The organism is Myxococcus sp. CA033, assembly GCF_013336625.1.
Lineage (GTDB): Bacteria > Myxococcota > Myxococcia > Myxococcales > Myxococcaceae > Myxococcus > Myxococcus llanfairpwllgwyngyllgogerychwyrndrobwllllantysiliogogogochensis.
The window spans coordinates 127,577-142,466 of sequence record NZ_JABUMU010000010.1; the positions used below are offsets into that span (position 1 = coordinate 127,577).

10 protein-coding genes are annotated in these 14,890 nt (G+C 70.9%); 6 read left to right on the plus strand and 4 right to left on the minus strand.

Annotated elements, in window-relative coordinates:
- Nucleotides 1-31 precede the first annotated feature (31 nt).
- The 3 genes from HUA78_RS23790 (at nucleotide 32) to HUA78_RS23800 (ending at nucleotide 4,149) form a co-directional block, all read left to right on the plus strand.
- Nucleotides 32-1,543: a M91 family zinc metallopeptidase gene (locus HUA78_RS23790; protein ID WP_174467555.1), complete on the plus strand. Its 1,512-nt coding sequence runs from the start codon at nucleotides 32-34 to the stop codon at nucleotides 1,541-1,543.
- 434 nt (nucleotides 1,544-1,977) lie between these two features.
- Entirely contained in the window at nucleotides 1,978-3,492 is a 1,515-nt protein-coding gene (locus HUA78_RS23795; RefSeq protein WP_174460222.1) for a M91 family zinc metallopeptidase, read from the plus strand.
- A gap of 12 nt (nucleotides 3,493-3,504) precedes the next feature.
- Complete coding sequence (locus HUA78_RS23800; RefSeq protein ID WP_174477227.1) at nucleotides 3,505-4,149, plus strand: hypothetical protein; 645 nt, start codon at nucleotides 3,505-3,507, stop codon at nucleotides 4,147-4,149.
- A gap of 7 nt (nucleotides 4,150-4,156) precedes the next feature.
- On the opposite strand, the gene HUA78_RS23805 is transcribed toward HUA78_RS23800, so the two are convergent.
- The gene (locus tag HUA78_RS23805; RefSeq protein ID WP_174477228.1) at nucleotides 4,157-4,813 is read right to left on the minus strand and encodes a hypothetical protein; all 657 of its coding nucleotides are present in this window, start codon (nucleotides 4,811-4,813) and stop codon (nucleotides 4,157-4,159) included.
- A gap of 7 nt (nucleotides 4,814-4,820) precedes the next feature.
- A complete protein-coding gene (locus tag HUA78_RS23810; protein ID WP_174455913.1) occupies nucleotides 4,821-7,682 on the minus strand; it encodes a PAS domain S-box protein in 2,862 nt (953 codons plus the stop codon).
- 226 nt (nucleotides 7,683-7,908) lie between these two features.
- On the opposite strand from HUA78_RS23810, the gene HUA78_RS23815 reads away from it, so the two are divergent.
- Complete coding sequence (locus HUA78_RS23815; RefSeq protein WP_174455912.1) at nucleotides 7,909-9,654, plus strand: HAMP domain-containing sensor histidine kinase; 1,746 nt, start codon at nucleotides 7,909-7,911, stop codon at nucleotides 9,652-9,654.
- A gap of 18 nt (nucleotides 9,655-9,672) precedes the next feature.
- Here the strand turns inward: HUA78_RS23815 and HUA78_RS23820 are convergent, their stop codons facing one another.
- Nucleotides 9,673-12,195 (minus strand): sensor histidine kinase, encoded by a 2,523-nt coding sequence (locus HUA78_RS23820; protein WP_254623863.1) that lies wholly within the window; start codon nucleotides 12,193-12,195, stop codon nucleotides 9,673-9,675.
- A gap of 100 nt (nucleotides 12,196-12,295) precedes the next feature.
- Complete coding sequence (locus tag HUA78_RS23825) at nucleotides 12,296-12,811, minus strand: GreA/GreB family elongation factor (RefSeq protein ID WP_141641679.1); 516 nt, start codon at nucleotides 12,809-12,811, stop codon at nucleotides 12,296-12,298.
- Between the two features lie 191 nt (nucleotides 12,812-13,002).
- Between HUA78_RS23825 and HUA78_RS23830 the strand changes: the two genes are divergently transcribed.
- Both HUA78_RS23830 and HUA78_RS23835 read left to right on the plus strand, forming a co-directional pair.
- Nucleotides 13,003-14,505, plus strand: a complete 1,503-nt coding sequence (locus tag HUA78_RS23830) for a hypothetical protein (protein ID WP_174477229.1) — start codon at nucleotides 13,003-13,005, stop codon at nucleotides 14,503-14,505.
- A gap of 81 nt (nucleotides 14,506-14,586) precedes the next feature.
- Complete coding sequence (locus HUA78_RS23835; RefSeq protein ID WP_174456228.1) at nucleotides 14,587-14,868, plus strand: rhodanese-like domain-containing protein; 282 nt, start codon at nucleotides 14,587-14,589, stop codon at nucleotides 14,866-14,868.
- Nucleotides 14,869-14,890: the final 22 nt, after the last annotated feature.

The following is a 14,890-nucleotide window of genomic DNA, read 5'->3' on the forward strand; positions in this document are numbered from 1 at the left end:
CCGGGTGCCTCGTTCTCAGGGAGAAGTCGTCATGACCACGATTGGCAAGTCCGGTTCGCGTCCCACCACGTCCGTGAAGCCCGAGCCGAAGCCGGAGCCGGTGAAGCAGCCCGCCCAGGCCCAGCGTCCCGACGCGGTGAAGACGGCCGTCGCGCAGCGGATGCAGGACGGCTTCGAGGCGGCCCCGCGCACGGGTTCGGCGTCCCGTCCGGTGCTCTCGGAGATTCGTGGCGAGGGTGCGCCGGTGGGTCCGGGGTCGGCCGTGGGCAAGGCCGTGGCCAAGGTCGGCGAGAAGATCAAGGACGCGGCGGCTGCCGCGGGTCCCCAGGTGAGCACCAACGCCAGTGGCCAGACGGTGGTGGACCTGGGAACGGGGAACAACACCGCGACGGTGTCGCAGGGCAAGGATGGGTCGCTGACCGTCACGTCGGGCAAGGACTCGGTGACGCTGACGGCGGAGCAGGCCAAGGGCGCCATCATCCAGGGCGGCGACGGAAACGACAGCATCACCCTGGACGCGAGCGTCACGCAGGACGTCACGGTGGACGGCGGCGCCGGCAACGACAAGCTGACGGGCGGCGCGGGCAACGACACGCTCATCGGCGGCGCGGGCAACGACGCGGTGCTGGGTGGCGCGGGCACCGACACCGTGTCGGGTGACGACGGCGACGACTACGTCGAGGGTGGCGCGGGCGACGACCTGGTGAACGGTGGCGCGGGTCGCGACGTGCTCTACGGCCTGGACGGCAATGACCTGGTGAACGGCGGCGAGGGCCGCGACTACATCGACGCTGGCGCGGGTGACGACACCGCCACGGGTGGCGCGGGTGACGACCAGGTCATCGGCGGCCGGGGCGATGACTCGCTGAGCGGTGGCGAGGGCAACGACGCGGTGGCCGGTGGCGCGGGCAAGGACACGGTCAACGGCAACGGCGGGACGGACAAGCTCTACGTCGAGGAGGGCGAGGAGAGCGCCGACTCGGCCGGAGACACGCGGACCATCGTCGACATGACGGACGCGGACAAACGGGGCAGCTCCGTGTCGGTGAAGGGCACTCCGGAGTTCCAGGCGCGCGTGCAGTCGGACCTGGACGCGATGCGCTCGCTGCCGTCGGGTCAGGACCTGCTGCGCTCGCTGGATGACAGCGGAAAGACGACGACCATCTCGGAGACGTCGGGTGGCAACACGGCGTCCGGCACGGCCTTCAACGACGGCTTCTTCAACAAGGACGGCACGCCGGGCAAGGGCACGGACGCGACGGTGAACTACAACACCTCGCGCATCTCCCTGGGCGCTGACGAGTGGATGAACCGTCCTCCGATTGTCGGCCTGTTCCACGAGCTGGTGCACGCGTCCGACATGAACAACGGCACGCTGGCGAACGGTTCGAAGGACGGCACGCGCAACCTGGAGACGTCCGCGGTGGGTCTGCCCGTCGACCTGGACCAGAACCCGGCCACGCCGGACGTGGTGCAGGGTGGCCGCCCCGGTGAGAACGTCCTCCGCGACGACCTGAACCTGCCCACCCGGCCGCACTACTAGCCGCTGCGTAGCAGGTGAGTGCCGCCGGCCGCTCCGCCACAGCGGAGCGTTGCCGGCTGCGTCGCCGCATCCGAGCCGCACGGGCCGCTCCGTCACATCCGCGCGTTGCCGGACGCTTCGTCACATCCGCGCGTTGCCGGCTGCTTCGCCGCCTCCGAGCCGCACGGGCCGCTCCGTCACAGTGGAGCTGTGCCCGGCGTGCGGCTGCACGGAGCACTGCACCGTCGTACCAGTCAGCCGAAGCTGGTCAGAGAGGACCCGCCAGCAGGTGCTGCCCGTGGTCCCGTCCCTGAGCGGATGATCCGCTCCCGGCTTTCGAGAAGCGACGCAACTCCCACCTAGGAGCCCCGATAATCGGGAAGGTCGGCGTTCGTCCGCCCCGGCATTGGCCGCTGGGACTGTACCGGGTGCCTCGTTCTCAGGGAGAAGTCGTCATGACCACGATTGGAAAGCCCGGTTCGCGCCCCACCACGTACGTCAAGCCCGAGCCGAAGCCGGAGCCGGTGAAGCAGCCCGCCCAGGCCCAGCGTCCCGACGCGGTGAAGACGGCCGTCGCGCAGCGGATGCAGGACGGCTTCGACGCGGCCCCGCGCACGGCGTCCCGCCCGGCGGCGTCCGCGCAGGGCAGCGACTTCGAAGGCGCCCCCCCGAGCACCCCCGGCTCCGCGGTCGGCAAGGCCGTGGCCAACGTCGCCAACAAGATCAAGGACGCGGCGGCGGCCTCCGGTCCCCAGGTGAGCACCAACGCCAGTGGCCAGACGGTGGTGGACCTGGGAACGGGGAACAACACCGCGACGGTGTCGCAGGGCACGGATGGTTCGCTGACCGTCACGTCGGGCAAGGACTCGGTGACGCTGACGGCGGAGCAGGCCAAGGGCGCCATCATCCAGGGCGGCGATGGAAACGACAGCATCACGCTGGATGCGAGCGTCACGCAGGACCTCACCGTGGACGGCGGCGCGGGCAACGACAAGCTGACGGGCGGCAAGGGTAACGACACGCTCATCGGCGGCGCGGGCAACGACTCCCTCATCGCGGGCGAGGGCAACGACTCCGTCTCCGGTGACGACGGCGACGACTACATCGAGGCCGGCGCGGGCGACGACCTGGTGAACGGTGGCGCGGGTCGCGACGTGCTCTACGGCCTGGACGGCAATGACCTGCTGAACGGCGGCGAGGGCCGCGACTACATCGACGCTGGCGCGGGGAATGACACCGCGACGGGCGGCGCGGGCGACGACCAGGTCATCGGTGGCCGGGGCGATGACTCGCTGACGGGTGGCGAGGGCAACGACGCGGTGGCGGGTGGCGCGGGCAAGGACACCGTCAATGGCAACGGCGGGACGGACAAGCTCTACGTCGAGGAGGGCGAAGAGACCGCTGACGCGGCCGAGGGCGAGCGGACCATCGTCGACATGACGGACGCGGAGAAGCGCGGCCGCTCGGTGACGGTGGAGGGCAGCCCGGAGTTCCAGGCGCGCGTGCAGTCGGACCTGGACGCGATGCGCTCGCTGCCGTCGGGTCAGGACCTGCTGCGCACGCTGGACGACAGCGGCCACTCGACGACCATCAAGGAGACGACGGGTGGCAACTCGGCGTCCGCCAAGAACAAGGATGACGCCTGGTTCAACGCGGACGGCACGCCGGGCAAGGGCACCGACGGCACGGTGAACTACAACACCTCGCGCATCTCCCTGGGGAGCGAGGAGTGGATGAACCGCCCGCCGGTGGTGGCGCTGTTCCACGAGCTGGTGCACGCGTCCGACTACGCCAACGGCACGCTGGCGGTCGGCGAGAAGAACGGCACCAACAACCGCGAGACGTCCGCGGTGGGCCTGCCCATCGACCTGGACCAGAACCCGGCCACGCCGGACGTGGTGCAGGGCGGACGCCCCGGCGAGAATGTTCTCCGCGACGACCTGAACCTGCCGACCCGGCCGCGCTACTAACAGCCCTCTCTCATGAGAGCCCTGCTCCAAGCTGGCGCCTGCTGCATGGCGCTGGCGATAATCGTGGGCTGCACGCGGGCTTCGAATCAGCCCGCGCATCCGGGAGGACGCGTGGCCCAGGCGGAAGTGGAGCTGAAGGTGGAGTCGGTGACGAGCGGGCCCGAGGGGCTCGCCGTCGCGTACGCGGTGCGCAACGCCTCTTCCCACGCGGTGCTGCTGGTGGACGGGCTGCCGGAGTGGGGCCCCACGGGCTACGTGGGCCTCGCGCCCGAGCGCGCCTATGTGGACCTCTCCGGTGACGGCGCGGTGCTGCTGCGTCAGCTCGTGCCCGTGCCGGAGAACATGGACGTGGAGGCCCCCGAGGTCCCCGCCCTGAGCCGCGTGGAGCCCGGAGCCACCGCGTCCCGCCGCCTGCTTGTGCCCCTGCCGCTGCGCACGTCGATGCCCTATGCCACGGGCCCCGAGGTGACGCGCGAGCTGTCCGCCGTGCGCGAGCTGCGTCTGCGCGTGGGCTACCTCCCCGCCGCGGACGACGTGCGCCTGCACGGGGCGACGGAGTCCGGAGGCACCGCGTACCGGACAGCCGAGTACGGCCAGGTGGTGACCCGCCAGCAAGTCCTGGACAGCGGGCCGCTGCCGCTGGACGGCGTGAAGTAGGACGCGCTCAGGGCTCGTGTGGCAGCACGAAGGACGGCTCGTCGTGTCCTGGCGTGGCGAAGAATCGGAACGACTCCTCGCGAGGCAGCTCGCGGAAGGCCTCTGACTTCACGGCCTTGCGCACGGCCGTGTGTGCGCACTGGAGCGTGCGCACCAGCAGCAGCTTCTTGAGCGGGACGAACACTTCCAGCTCGTTCAGCGATTCGTCCTCGGCCAGCTCCACCAGCGTCTGTCCGGGCGAGCCCAGGTCGAAGCCGCCAGAGGAGTCGAAGTTCGTCGCGCCGAACTCCAGCACGTTCTCCGACGCCGTCTCCTCGTAGTGGTGGCCGACGAGTCCCGTGCCCCACACCACCTGCGGCACGTAGGGGCTCACGTCCCCGCCCGCCCAGTAGAGGAGCAGGGCGGACAGCGGCCGGATGCGCGCCGTGCGCACGCCGTCCCGCTCCTCCCAGGCATACGCCTCCGGACGCAGGTAGCGAGGCTGGCGGTACATCCCGAAGCTCTTCACCAGCCCCGCCGTCATCTCGGTGACGAGCCCTTCGTCCACGGCCTCGGCTTCTGCCGCCTGTTCGCGAACGAAGGCGAACCCGTCCGCCCGGCGCACCTCGTCCAGCAGCCGCGCCGCGCACGCCGGAAGGTCCCTCAGCTCCACGTCATTCCACATGGGAACCTCACGCCTCCGCGGTGGGACGTCGCAGCCGGACCAGGTCTTCCACCACGCGCCGCACGCGGCCCTCGTCGAAGGGCTTCTCCAGCAGGAGGTTCGGGATGCTGGCGAGGAACTCCCGGGCGCCGGTGGTGAAGGCCCCGCCCGACACGAAGACGAAGCGTCCCTCCAGGCCCGCGTGCTCGCGCCGCACGGACTCGTAGACGTCGCGGCCGGTCAGGTCCGGCATCATCACGTCACACAGCACCGCGTCCGGCTCCATGCCCTGCTCCAGCAGCTCCAGCGCCTGGCGTCCGCTGCAGGCGACCTCCACCTCGTGGCCCCGGAGGATGCGCTGCAACACGCGTCCCACCGCGGGCTCGTCGTCCACCACCAGCACACGTCCACGGGGCTGGACCAGGGGCCGGGGCGTCACGTCGAGCGCCGCCGCCACCGCGCGCGTGTCCTGCTCCATGGTGGGCAGGCTGACGCGGAAGATGGTGCCCTTGCCCGGCTCGCTCTCCACGGTGATGTCACCGCCCAGCCCGTGGATGATGCTGTGACAGATGGACAGGCCCAGGCCCGTGCCCACGCCCACCGGCTTCGTGGTGAAGAACGGGTCGAAGATGCGGTCGATGACCTCGCGCGGAATCCCCACGCCCGTGTCCTGTACCTCCACCACCACCCGCGAGCGTCCGTCACGCCGCGTCGCCAGCCGGATTTCATGCCGGTGCGCGGAACCCTCCGGAATCGCCTGCGCCGCGTTCACCACGAGGTTCAGGAACACCTGGCTCAGCTTCCCCTCGTTCGCCATCACCGAGGGAATGTCGCCGTACTCGCGCCGCAGCTGCGCGCGGTGGCGAATCTCGTTCGCCGCCATCATCGCCACCGACTCCAGCACCCCGTGCACGTCCAGCGGCGACACGTTCTCCTCGTCGGGCCGGGAGAACGTCTTGAGCTGACGGACAATCTGCCGCACCCGCTCCGCGCCCTCGCAGGCCTCGTGCAGCACCTCCACCCATTCGCCCAAATCAGGCTCGCCCCGCAGCCGGGCCTGGAGCGCCGTCGCACCGTCGCCCGGCGGCAGGTTGCGGCGGAACTCGTCCGACATGAAGCTCAGGTTGGACAGCACGAAGGCCAACGGGTTGTTGATTTCGTGCGCGATGCCCGCGGCCAGCGTGCCCACCGACGCCAGCCGGTCCGCCAGCGTCAGCCTCGCCTGGAGCTGCCGCTGCTCCGTCACGTCGCGCGCGATGGACACCACCGCGGGCTGGCCGTCGAAGCGCAGGGGCAGTGACACGACCTCCGCCACACGCGTGCGTCCGTCGCGCCGCACCAGCCGCCGCTCACCGGTGAGCGCGCCCGCCCTCACCGCCTCCGTGCCGCGCATGTCCTTCACGAACTCAGACAACTGGCGGCCCACCAGTTGCTCCGCGCGCTCGAAGCCCAGCGTGCCCACCAGCGCCGCGTTCGCGTAGACGATGTGCCCGTCCCGCTCAATCGCCGCCGCGTCCGGCACGCCCTCCAGCAGCGCGCGGAAGCTGGCCTCGGACAGGCGCAGCGCTTCCTCGGCCTGACGTCGCTCGGTGATGTCGCGCGCCAGGCCCTCCACCGCCACCATGCGCCCCATCGGGTCCGTCACCGGGACGACGACGTGCTCCAGCCACAGCGTGCGCCCATCCGGATGCAGGTAGCGCACCGTCACCGGCGCACCGGCCGAGGCGCGCGGGGCCTCCAGCAGGCGCTCCAGCGCGTCCCGGTCCTCCGGATGCACGCGCCGGTACCACAGGTCCGCGTCGCCATAGTGCGCCACCGGCCCGTAGCCCAGCTTCGCGTGCGCCACGCGGCTGACGTAGACGAAGCCCCTGGGCGCCTCGCAGCGGTACAGGTACAGCACGTCCGACGCGTTCTCCGCGAGCTGCCGGAAGCGCCGCTCTCGCTCGCGCAACGCGCGCTCGGACTCCTTGCGCTCCAGCGCCACGGAGATGGCGCCCGCCGCCGCGGACAGGAGGTCCACCTCCAACCGGTCCCAGCGCCGCGCCTCCGCGCAGTTGTCGAAGCCCACGAAGCCCGTCAGCACGCCCTGCACGCGCAGCGGCAGCACCAGGATGGAGAGGATGCCCTGCGGCTCCAACAGCTCGCGCTCCACGGGGGGAAAGGTCTCGACCAGCCCCTCGATGACGTCCCCGCGCGACAGCGTCTTCGCCCACCGCTCCAGGTTCGGCTCCATCGGCAGGTTCTGGAGCTCCGGGTTGTCTATCTCCGCGCGCACGCCGGGCGCGCACCACTCCGCGCGTTGACTGCACCAGCGCTCTCCCGCGGGGCCCGGGTGCAGCTCGAAGACGTACACGCGACTGGCGCCCGACGACTGGCCCAGGGGCTCCAGCACCGGCCCGTACAAATCTCCGCCGTCACGCACCGCCAGCAGCCGCTGCTGCATCTCCACCAGCGCCGTGAGGTAGCGCTCACGCCGCGCCAGCGCGCCGTCGGACGCCTTGCGCTCGGTGATGTCGTTGAGCGTCCCGGACGTGCCCAGCACCGCGCCGTCCTCGCCCACCATCAGTCGCCCGTAGACCTCCACCCACCGGAAGCCGCCGCCGCGATTCACGTAGCGCACCTCCGTGCGCACGTACTCCAGCTCCTTCGTCACCAGCCGCCGCAAGCCCTCCAGGCTGCGCCGCTGGTCCTCCTCGTAGACGAACTCCGAGAAGGGCTTGCCCAGCGAGTCCTCCACCGTGTGGCCCGTGATTTCCGTCCACGCCGGGTTGAGGAACGTCCACGCACCCTGCGCGTCCGTCTGGAAGACGACCTCCTTCAGGCTGTCGATGACGAGCCGGTACCGGCGCTCGTGGGGAGTCCAATCAGGCCTGGCGGGCGGCGTCTGCATGTTGAGGCTCGAGGAAGTGGACGCGTCGCACGAACGAGGAGTCCGGGCGATGTACAACTATCCAACGATTCAGGATTTCCTGCAGTACAGGCAAGGGGGCTGACCTGACCCCAGGAAGGTTGGGATTCAGACCGCGCCCTCTCAGGTGTTGAGCGAGGGCGGGGAGCTGTCTTCCTTCGGGCGGGTCGGGATGCCACCATGCCACGAGCAGAAATCCCCTGAACTCATGTCCTCTGGCCGCGCCCAGCTTTCGAAGATTCGTCAGGTGCTCGTGGAACGGGCGGAAGCCCGGCTGAGCGACGCGGCCCTTCGTCTGCTCGTCGAGCAGACGGGCGAAGCGCTCCTGCTGATGGATGCCGCGGGCCATGTCCTGGCCTTCAACGCCGAGGCGGCGCACCAGTTCCGCATCCCCGCCCCCGAGCGCCTGGAACAAGGCTGCCTGCCTGGGTGCGACTGGGTGCGCCCGGAGAACGCGTCCGTGCCACTGGAAGTTTCTCCGCTGACGCGTGCGCTCGCGGGAGAAGGGGTTCGCGAGGAGCGCTGGGGACTGCGCCGGCCGGATGGCACGGTGGTGGTGCTCCGAGGCAGCGTGTTCCCGATATCGCCCGCCGGGGGCACGGAGGAGGCTCCGTCGGGGGTCCTCCTGCGTGCGCGGGAGGAGCTGCTGCCCCGCCTGGACGCGACGCGGGCCGCGAGGCTTCTGGCCGAGGCGGGCGCGCTGCTGGGCGCCGAGCTGGAGACCGAGGCGCAGATGGAGCCGCTGCTGCGGCTGCTGGTGCCCTCGCTGGCGGACGCGGGCATGCTCTTCCTGGGCTCGTCGGGCGAATCGGTGCGCGCCGTGGCCGCGGTGCACGCGGAGCCGGAACGGCACGTGCTGCTCGTGGAGATGTTGTGCCGGTATCCGCCGGACACGCTGGACCCTCGGGGCCTGCCCTCCTTGTTCCTCACGGGCCGGACGGAGCGGACGGCGGAGCTGACAGAGGAGCATCAGGTGGCCCTCACGCGGGACGTGGAGCACGCGCGGCTCCTGCTCTCGCTGGGGCTGAGCAGCTACCTGGGCGTGCCGCTGGTGGCGCGCGGGCGCATCATCGGCGCGCTGGCGCTGTTCCGCACGGACGGGGCGCCGGCCTTCGGCGACGAGGACGAGCGACTGGCGGAGGAACTCTCGCGGCGCACGGCGCTGTCGCTGGACAACGCGCGGCTCTTGCGTGAGGCGCGCGAGGCGGTGCGCCTGCGCGACGAGTTCCTGGGCATCGCGAGTCACGAGCTGAAGACGCCGCTGACGCCGCTGCACCTCAAGGTGCAACTGCTCCAGAAGCAGGTGGACCTGCTGGCGGCGAATGGCAAGCCCGTGTCCGCGGAGCGCGTCTCCGAGACGCTGGACGTGGTGCAGCGCCAGGTGCGCAAGCTGACGAGCCTGGTGGACAACCTGCTGGACGTGTCGCGCATCACCGCCGGCCGCTTGAAGCTGGAGCTGGAGGAGATGGACCTGGCGAGCGTGGCGGCGGAAATCCTCTACCGCTTCGCGCCCTCCGCGGCCCAACTGCACTGCTCGCTGGAGATGCACGCGCCGGTGCCGGTGCTGGGCCGGTGGGACCGGCTGCGGCTGGAGCAGGTGGTGACCAACCTGCTCTCCAACGCGCTGAAGTACGGCGCGGGCCAGCCCGTGCTCCTGCGCGTGGAGGCGGACGGGCGCACCGCGCGCCTCATCGTGGAGGACGGGGGCATCGGCATCTCCGCGCGAGACCTGCCGCGCATCTTCGAGCGTTTCGAGCGCGCGGTGAGCGACAGGCACTACGGCGGCCTGGGCCTGGGGCTCTACATCACCCGGCAGATTGTCGAGGCCTTCGGCGGCACGGTGAAGGCCACCAGCGAGCTGGGGCGCGGCTCCACCTTCGTGCTGGAGCTGCCGCGCGGTGACATCCCGGAGGAGTGGCTGTCGGTGCCGGGCGCGCCCGAACCCAAGCCTTGAGGCGAGGGCCGTGGATGCTCAGGCCGCCACGTCGGTGACCTGGGGCTCGACGAGGCGAGGCAGGCGCACGTGGAAGGCGCTGCCCTGCTGTGGCCCCGGGCTCTCCGCCCAGATGGTGCCGCCGTGGCGGTCCACGATTTCGCGGCAGATGAAGAGGCCCAGGCCCAGGCCGCCGTAGTGCCGCGCGGTGGCGTTGGACGCGCGAGCGAATGGGCGGAACAGGCCCGCCAGGCTCTCCGGGGGAATGCCGATGCCCTGGTCCTTCACGTGGATGAGGACGTGGTCCGCCGCCTCCTCCAGCGTCACGCACACCGCGCCGCCCTGGGGCGAGTAGCGCACGGCGTTGCTCACCAGGTTGGTGATGACCTGGTCCAGCCGGGGCGCGTCCCAGTCGCCCTCCACGGGATGTTCGGGCACGCGCAGCTCGAAGGTGATGCCGCCCTCGCCGCGCAGCTCGAAGCGCTCCATCACCTCGCGCAGCACCGGCGTCAGGTCCACGCGCTGGCGTTCCAGCTCGAAGCGTCCGCCCTGGATGCGCGCGGTGTCGAGCAGGTCATCCACCAGTCGCGCCAGCCGCTCCGTCTGCCGGGCCATGGAGCGCAGCGCCTTGAGCAGCCGCTCGCGCTCCGGGAAGTCGCCGCTCTTCTCCAGGCGCTGGAGCGTGAGCGCGGCGAAGCCCTTGAGGGGCGTCAGCGGCGTGCGCAGCTCGTGGCTGGCCACGCTGAGGAACTCCTCGCGCGTGCGCACCGCTTCCTTCAGCTCCTGCTGCGCCGCGCCCGTGCGGTCCGCCATCTCGTTGAAGCCGCGCGCCAGCTCCCCCAGCTCGTCGTCCTCCTCCACCTCCACGCGTCGGGCCAGGTCACCCGCGGCCAGGGCGGCCGTGGCTTCGCGCAGCGTGTCGAGTCGGCGGATGACGTCGCGCGCGACCAGCTGGGAGAGGCCCAGGGCCATCAGCACGCCCATCAGCACCAGGCCCACCACCGCCGCGCTCATGCGCGTAATCGCCGCGTACGCGACGCCCAGCTCCTGCGTCACGACGACGCTCCAGGGCGAGCCCTCCACCGGGGCCTCGGCCGCGAGCACGCGCCGGTCCGCCGCGTCGAAGGCCTCCAGCACGCCCCCACCTGGACGCTCCAGTTCCTCGCGCAGCGCCTCCGGCAGGTGGGCTTCGCCCAAGAGCTGCGCGCCCTCGGCGGTGTCTCGAAGCACCTTCTGGCCGCGCCGGTCCAACACCTGCACGCGGAAGCGCTGGGACGCGGGCGTGGCGGCCTCGCTCAGTCGCTCCAGGGACAAGAGGCCCACCAGCACTCCGCGCCGGGAGCCCTCCAGCTCGAACGGCAGGGCCACCGCCACCAGCGGATGGTTGTGCGGACGGATGAAGGGCAGCGACAGGGGCAGCTCGCCGGGCGCGGGGGGCTCGGGGAAGTACCCCTGGATGTTGAAGCCCCAGCCCTCCGGCCCCTCGGACGTGGCCAGCACCTGGGCGTTCTCGTCCATGGTCAACGCGGCGTGGAAGGTGCGCTCGCGCGCGGCGAGGTTCGCCAGGTACGGCTCCAACCGCTCCCGCTCTCCGCTGGCGAGCGCCGCGCGGAAGCCCGGGGACTCCAGCAGCAGGTGCAGCGACTCGCGCGAGTCGTCCAGGTAGCGCCGCAGGAAGTCCGCCTCGCCCGCGGCGGCGTAGCGCGTGTCGTCGCGCACCTGCTTCTCGATGGCCCGCTGTGCCATGTACGCGGCGAGCCCGCCCAGCGCGAGCAGCGGCACCAGTCCGGCGAAGGCCAGCCCTCGCAGGAGCTTCCAGCCCACGGTGCGCGGCGCGCGCGGTCGCCAGTTCATCGCCTGGGCCACGCACGCGAGGGCCAGCACGGTGTACACGCTCGCGCCCAGCCACGCGGAGCCCCGGGCCAGCGCATAGGCCAGAAGCCCGTAGGGCACCGCCAGCGCGCCCATCAGCAGCGCGGGCATGCGTGGGTGCAGCCAGCGCGTGGGCACGAGCAGCCCCACGCCGCCCACGGTGAACAGCAGCCCCACCACCGGACGCAACGGGGACAGGTGCGCGTAGACGGACAAGGGGAAGCGCTCGGGCGCGGTGAGCAGCGCCACGCCGAAGGCGGTGCCGGTGAGGGCCGCCAGCATGCGCAGGGTGGGCCGCTGACGCATGGACGGCCACGCCTCCAGCAGCAGCCCGATGAAGAACAGCGGATACAGCACGATGCCCGTGAGGCTGCCGGGCATGACATTCAGCACCCACCAGTACAGGCCGATGGCCGCGCCGAGCAGCACGCGTCCTCCCACGTCCAGCCAGCGCGGGGCGCGCGGATACAGGAGCGCGCCCATCAAGCAGATGCTGCCGGTGAGGTAGGTGAGTCCCAGCAGGCGAACGTATGGGTAGAGCGGCCGGAACGCGGCCACGCGGAACTCGTACGGCACATACGTCATCAGCACGCCGAACAGCAGGCCGATGAGGGCGGCGGGCCACGTGAGTGGCAGCAGCGTCGAGTTGGAGGGCGCCTGGAGTGAACGCGGTGCGGGAAGTGGGAACATCTTCCTGGATTCACGCGTGTCAGGGCCCATGGGTTCTAGTGCTCGCTGACGTTTCGTCGGGGGCAGGACACCCCGGACGACAGGGGTGGGACACCCGGGCTCAGGCGACCTCGAGCACCGTCCACTCGCGCACCTCGCCCGCCAGGGTGACTTCGATGGTGTCGCCCGCCTTGCGGCCCATGAGCGCGCGGCCCACGGGGGAGGCGGGGGTGATGACGGACAGGAAGCCGTCGCCGCCGGGGCCGGTGAGCTCCGTGCCCGCGCCCACGGGCAGCACGAAGAAGGTGCGCTCGGCGAAGCCCTCTTCGTCCTCGGTGCTCACATCCACCAGCGCGCCCAGGCCCACGGGCCCCTGACGCGGGAAGCGCGGCACCGGCCCCTGGCCGAAGTTGGAGAGCGCCTTGAGCTCCTCCTGCACGCGACGGGCGCGATTCGCCTGTCCCGTGGCCAGGCTGCCGAACTCCAACGCGGCGCGGCCGTCCTCTCGCTTCTCCGACTCGGTGGCCAGACTGCGGGCCGCCTCGCGGGCCTCGGCCTCGGCCCGGTGGGCCAGCCTGTCGCTCTGCTGGAGGCGCTCGGCGAGCTGGAGCATCAATGCCTGCTTGTCGAGTGACATGATGGCACAGAACTGTAGCGCCCCTCCGTGACACCTCCAGTTTTTGGCCTCTCGCCTGCGATGGAGTGCGGGCCGTGGATGCGGGCATGTGCGTGAAGGCCGGCGCGATGCGACATCCCCTGGGGCCTCCCGTTCTCCTGCCGGTACGTGGCCCGCGTCTTCGCGATGCTCTCAACAAGTAGGAGCCCGGTGTGAACGAGGAAGAACCGAGGGCGCGGGTGCGCGCCATCTCCGACGCGGTGATGGCCGGTGTGGCGAACGTGAATGTCGCGACGTATCCGACCTCCCGCACCGCGTTCGTGGGCATCGACTTGATTGATGAGAGAGTGGGACTCGTCATCACGCGTTTCCTCGCGTCGACGCGGGGCGAGGTGAGGTTTCCGCTGTGGGCCCGGCAGCGCGGGCTGTTCGAGCGGGCGACCGAGCTGGCGCGGCGGCTGGGGGCCCTGGACACCGGGCCGAACCCGGCCGACGACGTGCTGGAGCTGGAGGCGCTCGCGCTCGGCCAGGAGCTGCTCGAGCCCGCGGGGCAGGACGCGGCGACGGAGTGGCTTGATGACGGGCACCTCGCGGTGGGAATCGAGACGTTCGACGAGGAGGACTGGAGCTTCCGCTTCGAGGCGCTCGCCACGACACGCGGTGACGTGCCGATGCCGGGGCTGGCGCGGCGCTTGGGGTTGGAGTCGCAGGCGGAGGCGCTGGCGAAGCGACTGGGGGCTCTGGGCTTCGTGCCCGAGGTGGTGCTGCCCGAGGATGAGGTGGCGCTGGTGCCCGGCGTGGTGGAAGGCGTGATTCGGGTCTTCGAATACGGCCATCACCCGCTGGACAGGGTCTTCGACTACACGGGCAGCTCTGACTGGGACGACGTGGTGGATGTCCGGGTCCAGCGGAGGGTGATGGAGCAATTCCTCGCGTTCATCCGGGCTCGGGCGGAGGAGGAGAAGACGTGGCCGGAGGTCATTGACTCTGACCGGTTGGAGGCGGCCTTCCAGGAGCTGCGGCGCGAGGGCTTCGTCGCGGAGATGTCGGCCTCCACTACGATGAGCGGCGGGTGGGAGGTGTCCCGGGGCGTGGCGGATGAGCGCCGGGCGAAGGGGGAGAAGATTCGGGGCACGGTGTTCTTCCACGAGCAGGACACGGACTCCGCGCTGGAGGGGCATCCGCTGCACCTGGCCTACGGCCTGGTGAACGACGTGGAGGACGACGACAGGGAAGGCGAGCTGTCGGAGGAAGAGGACGCGAAGGTGTCCGCGCAGGCGGAGGAGGTGGGCCGCGTCGTCGTGGAGACCCTGCGCAAGCACGGCTTCGAGCCGGAGTGGAATGGCTACGCGCACTCCCGCATCGTCCTCATGCCCGCCTTCACCTGGCGGCGCCGGCGTGTGCATGTCGACACCACGGAGACGCTGAGGCTCGGCGCCCGGCAGTTCGCCATGAGCCTGCTGGTGGAGTTCCTTCCCCGGCTGAGGAGCCTCACGTTGGAGATGGACGGAGGGATGAAGCTGGAGGACGTGCGCTCGGACAGCGTGACGGAGCTCACCCTCGAGTACACGCGGGAGGATGACGCCCGCGACAGGCTGGACGGGCTCGTCGCCCTGGTGAAGCCGCGCTTCCCCAGTCTTCAGACGCTCGTTGTTCAGTCGGAGGAGGACTTCTCGGAGACGGTGGACCTCCACGCGGGAGGGGCGGAGGAGTGAGTGGCGCGTTTCGCCGTGAAGGCAACACGGGCTCGTGTGAAGCGCGAGCCACTGTTGCCTGAATCAGGCATGCTGCCGCGCATGACGCCCCAGGAACTGTCCCAGAAGGCCCGGCAGCTCGTCGCGGATGGCGCGGTGCTGCTGGACGTGCGCACCCCCCAGGAGTTTCAGCAGGGCCACCCCGACGCCGCGCGCAACATCCCCGTGCAGGAGCTCGCCCAGCGCGTCGCCGAGGTGGGCCCGCCCGGCACCCCCGTGGTGGTGTATTGCGCCGCCGGTGGTCGCAGCGCGGTGGCCTCACAAATTTTGCGCGCCAATGGTTTCCCGGACGTGTTCGACCTGCGGTCCGTGAACAACTGGTAACCCCCTGTCCGGGCTGGAGGGG

Coding starts and splice junctions, on each gene's coding strand:
- HUA78_RS23790 (WP_174467555.1), top strand. CDS start 32: ATGACCACGATTGGCAAGTCCGGTTCGCGTCCCACCACGTCCGTGAAG.
- HUA78_RS23795 (WP_174460222.1), top strand. CDS start 1,978: ATGACCACGATTGGAAAGCCCGGTTCGCGCCCCACCACGTACGTCAAG.
- HUA78_RS23800 (WP_174477227.1), top strand. CDS start 3,505: ATGAGAGCCCTGCTCCAAGCTGGCGCCTGCTGCATGGCGCTGGCGATA.
- HUA78_RS23805 (WP_174477228.1), bottom strand. CDS start 4,813: ATGTGGAATGACGTGGAGCTGAGGGACCTTCCGGCGTGCGCGGCGCGG.
- HUA78_RS23810 (WP_174455913.1), bottom strand. CDS start 7,682: ATGCAGACGCCGCCCGCCAGGCCTGATTGGACTCCCCACGAGCGCCGG.
- HUA78_RS23815 (WP_174455912.1), top strand. CDS start 7,909: ATGTCCTCTGGCCGCGCCCAGCTTTCGAAGATTCGTCAGGTGCTCGTG.
- HUA78_RS23820 (WP_254623863.1), bottom strand. CDS start 12,195: ATGTTCCCACTTCCCGCACCGCGTTCACTCCAGGCGCCCTCCAACTCG.
- HUA78_RS23825 (WP_141641679.1), bottom strand. CDS start 12,811: ATGTCACTCGACAAGCAGGCATTGATGCTCCAGCTCGCCGAGCGCCTC.
- HUA78_RS23835 (WP_174456228.1), top strand. CDS start 14,587: ATGACGCCCCAGGAACTGTCCCAGAAGGCCCGGCAGCTCGTCGCGGAT.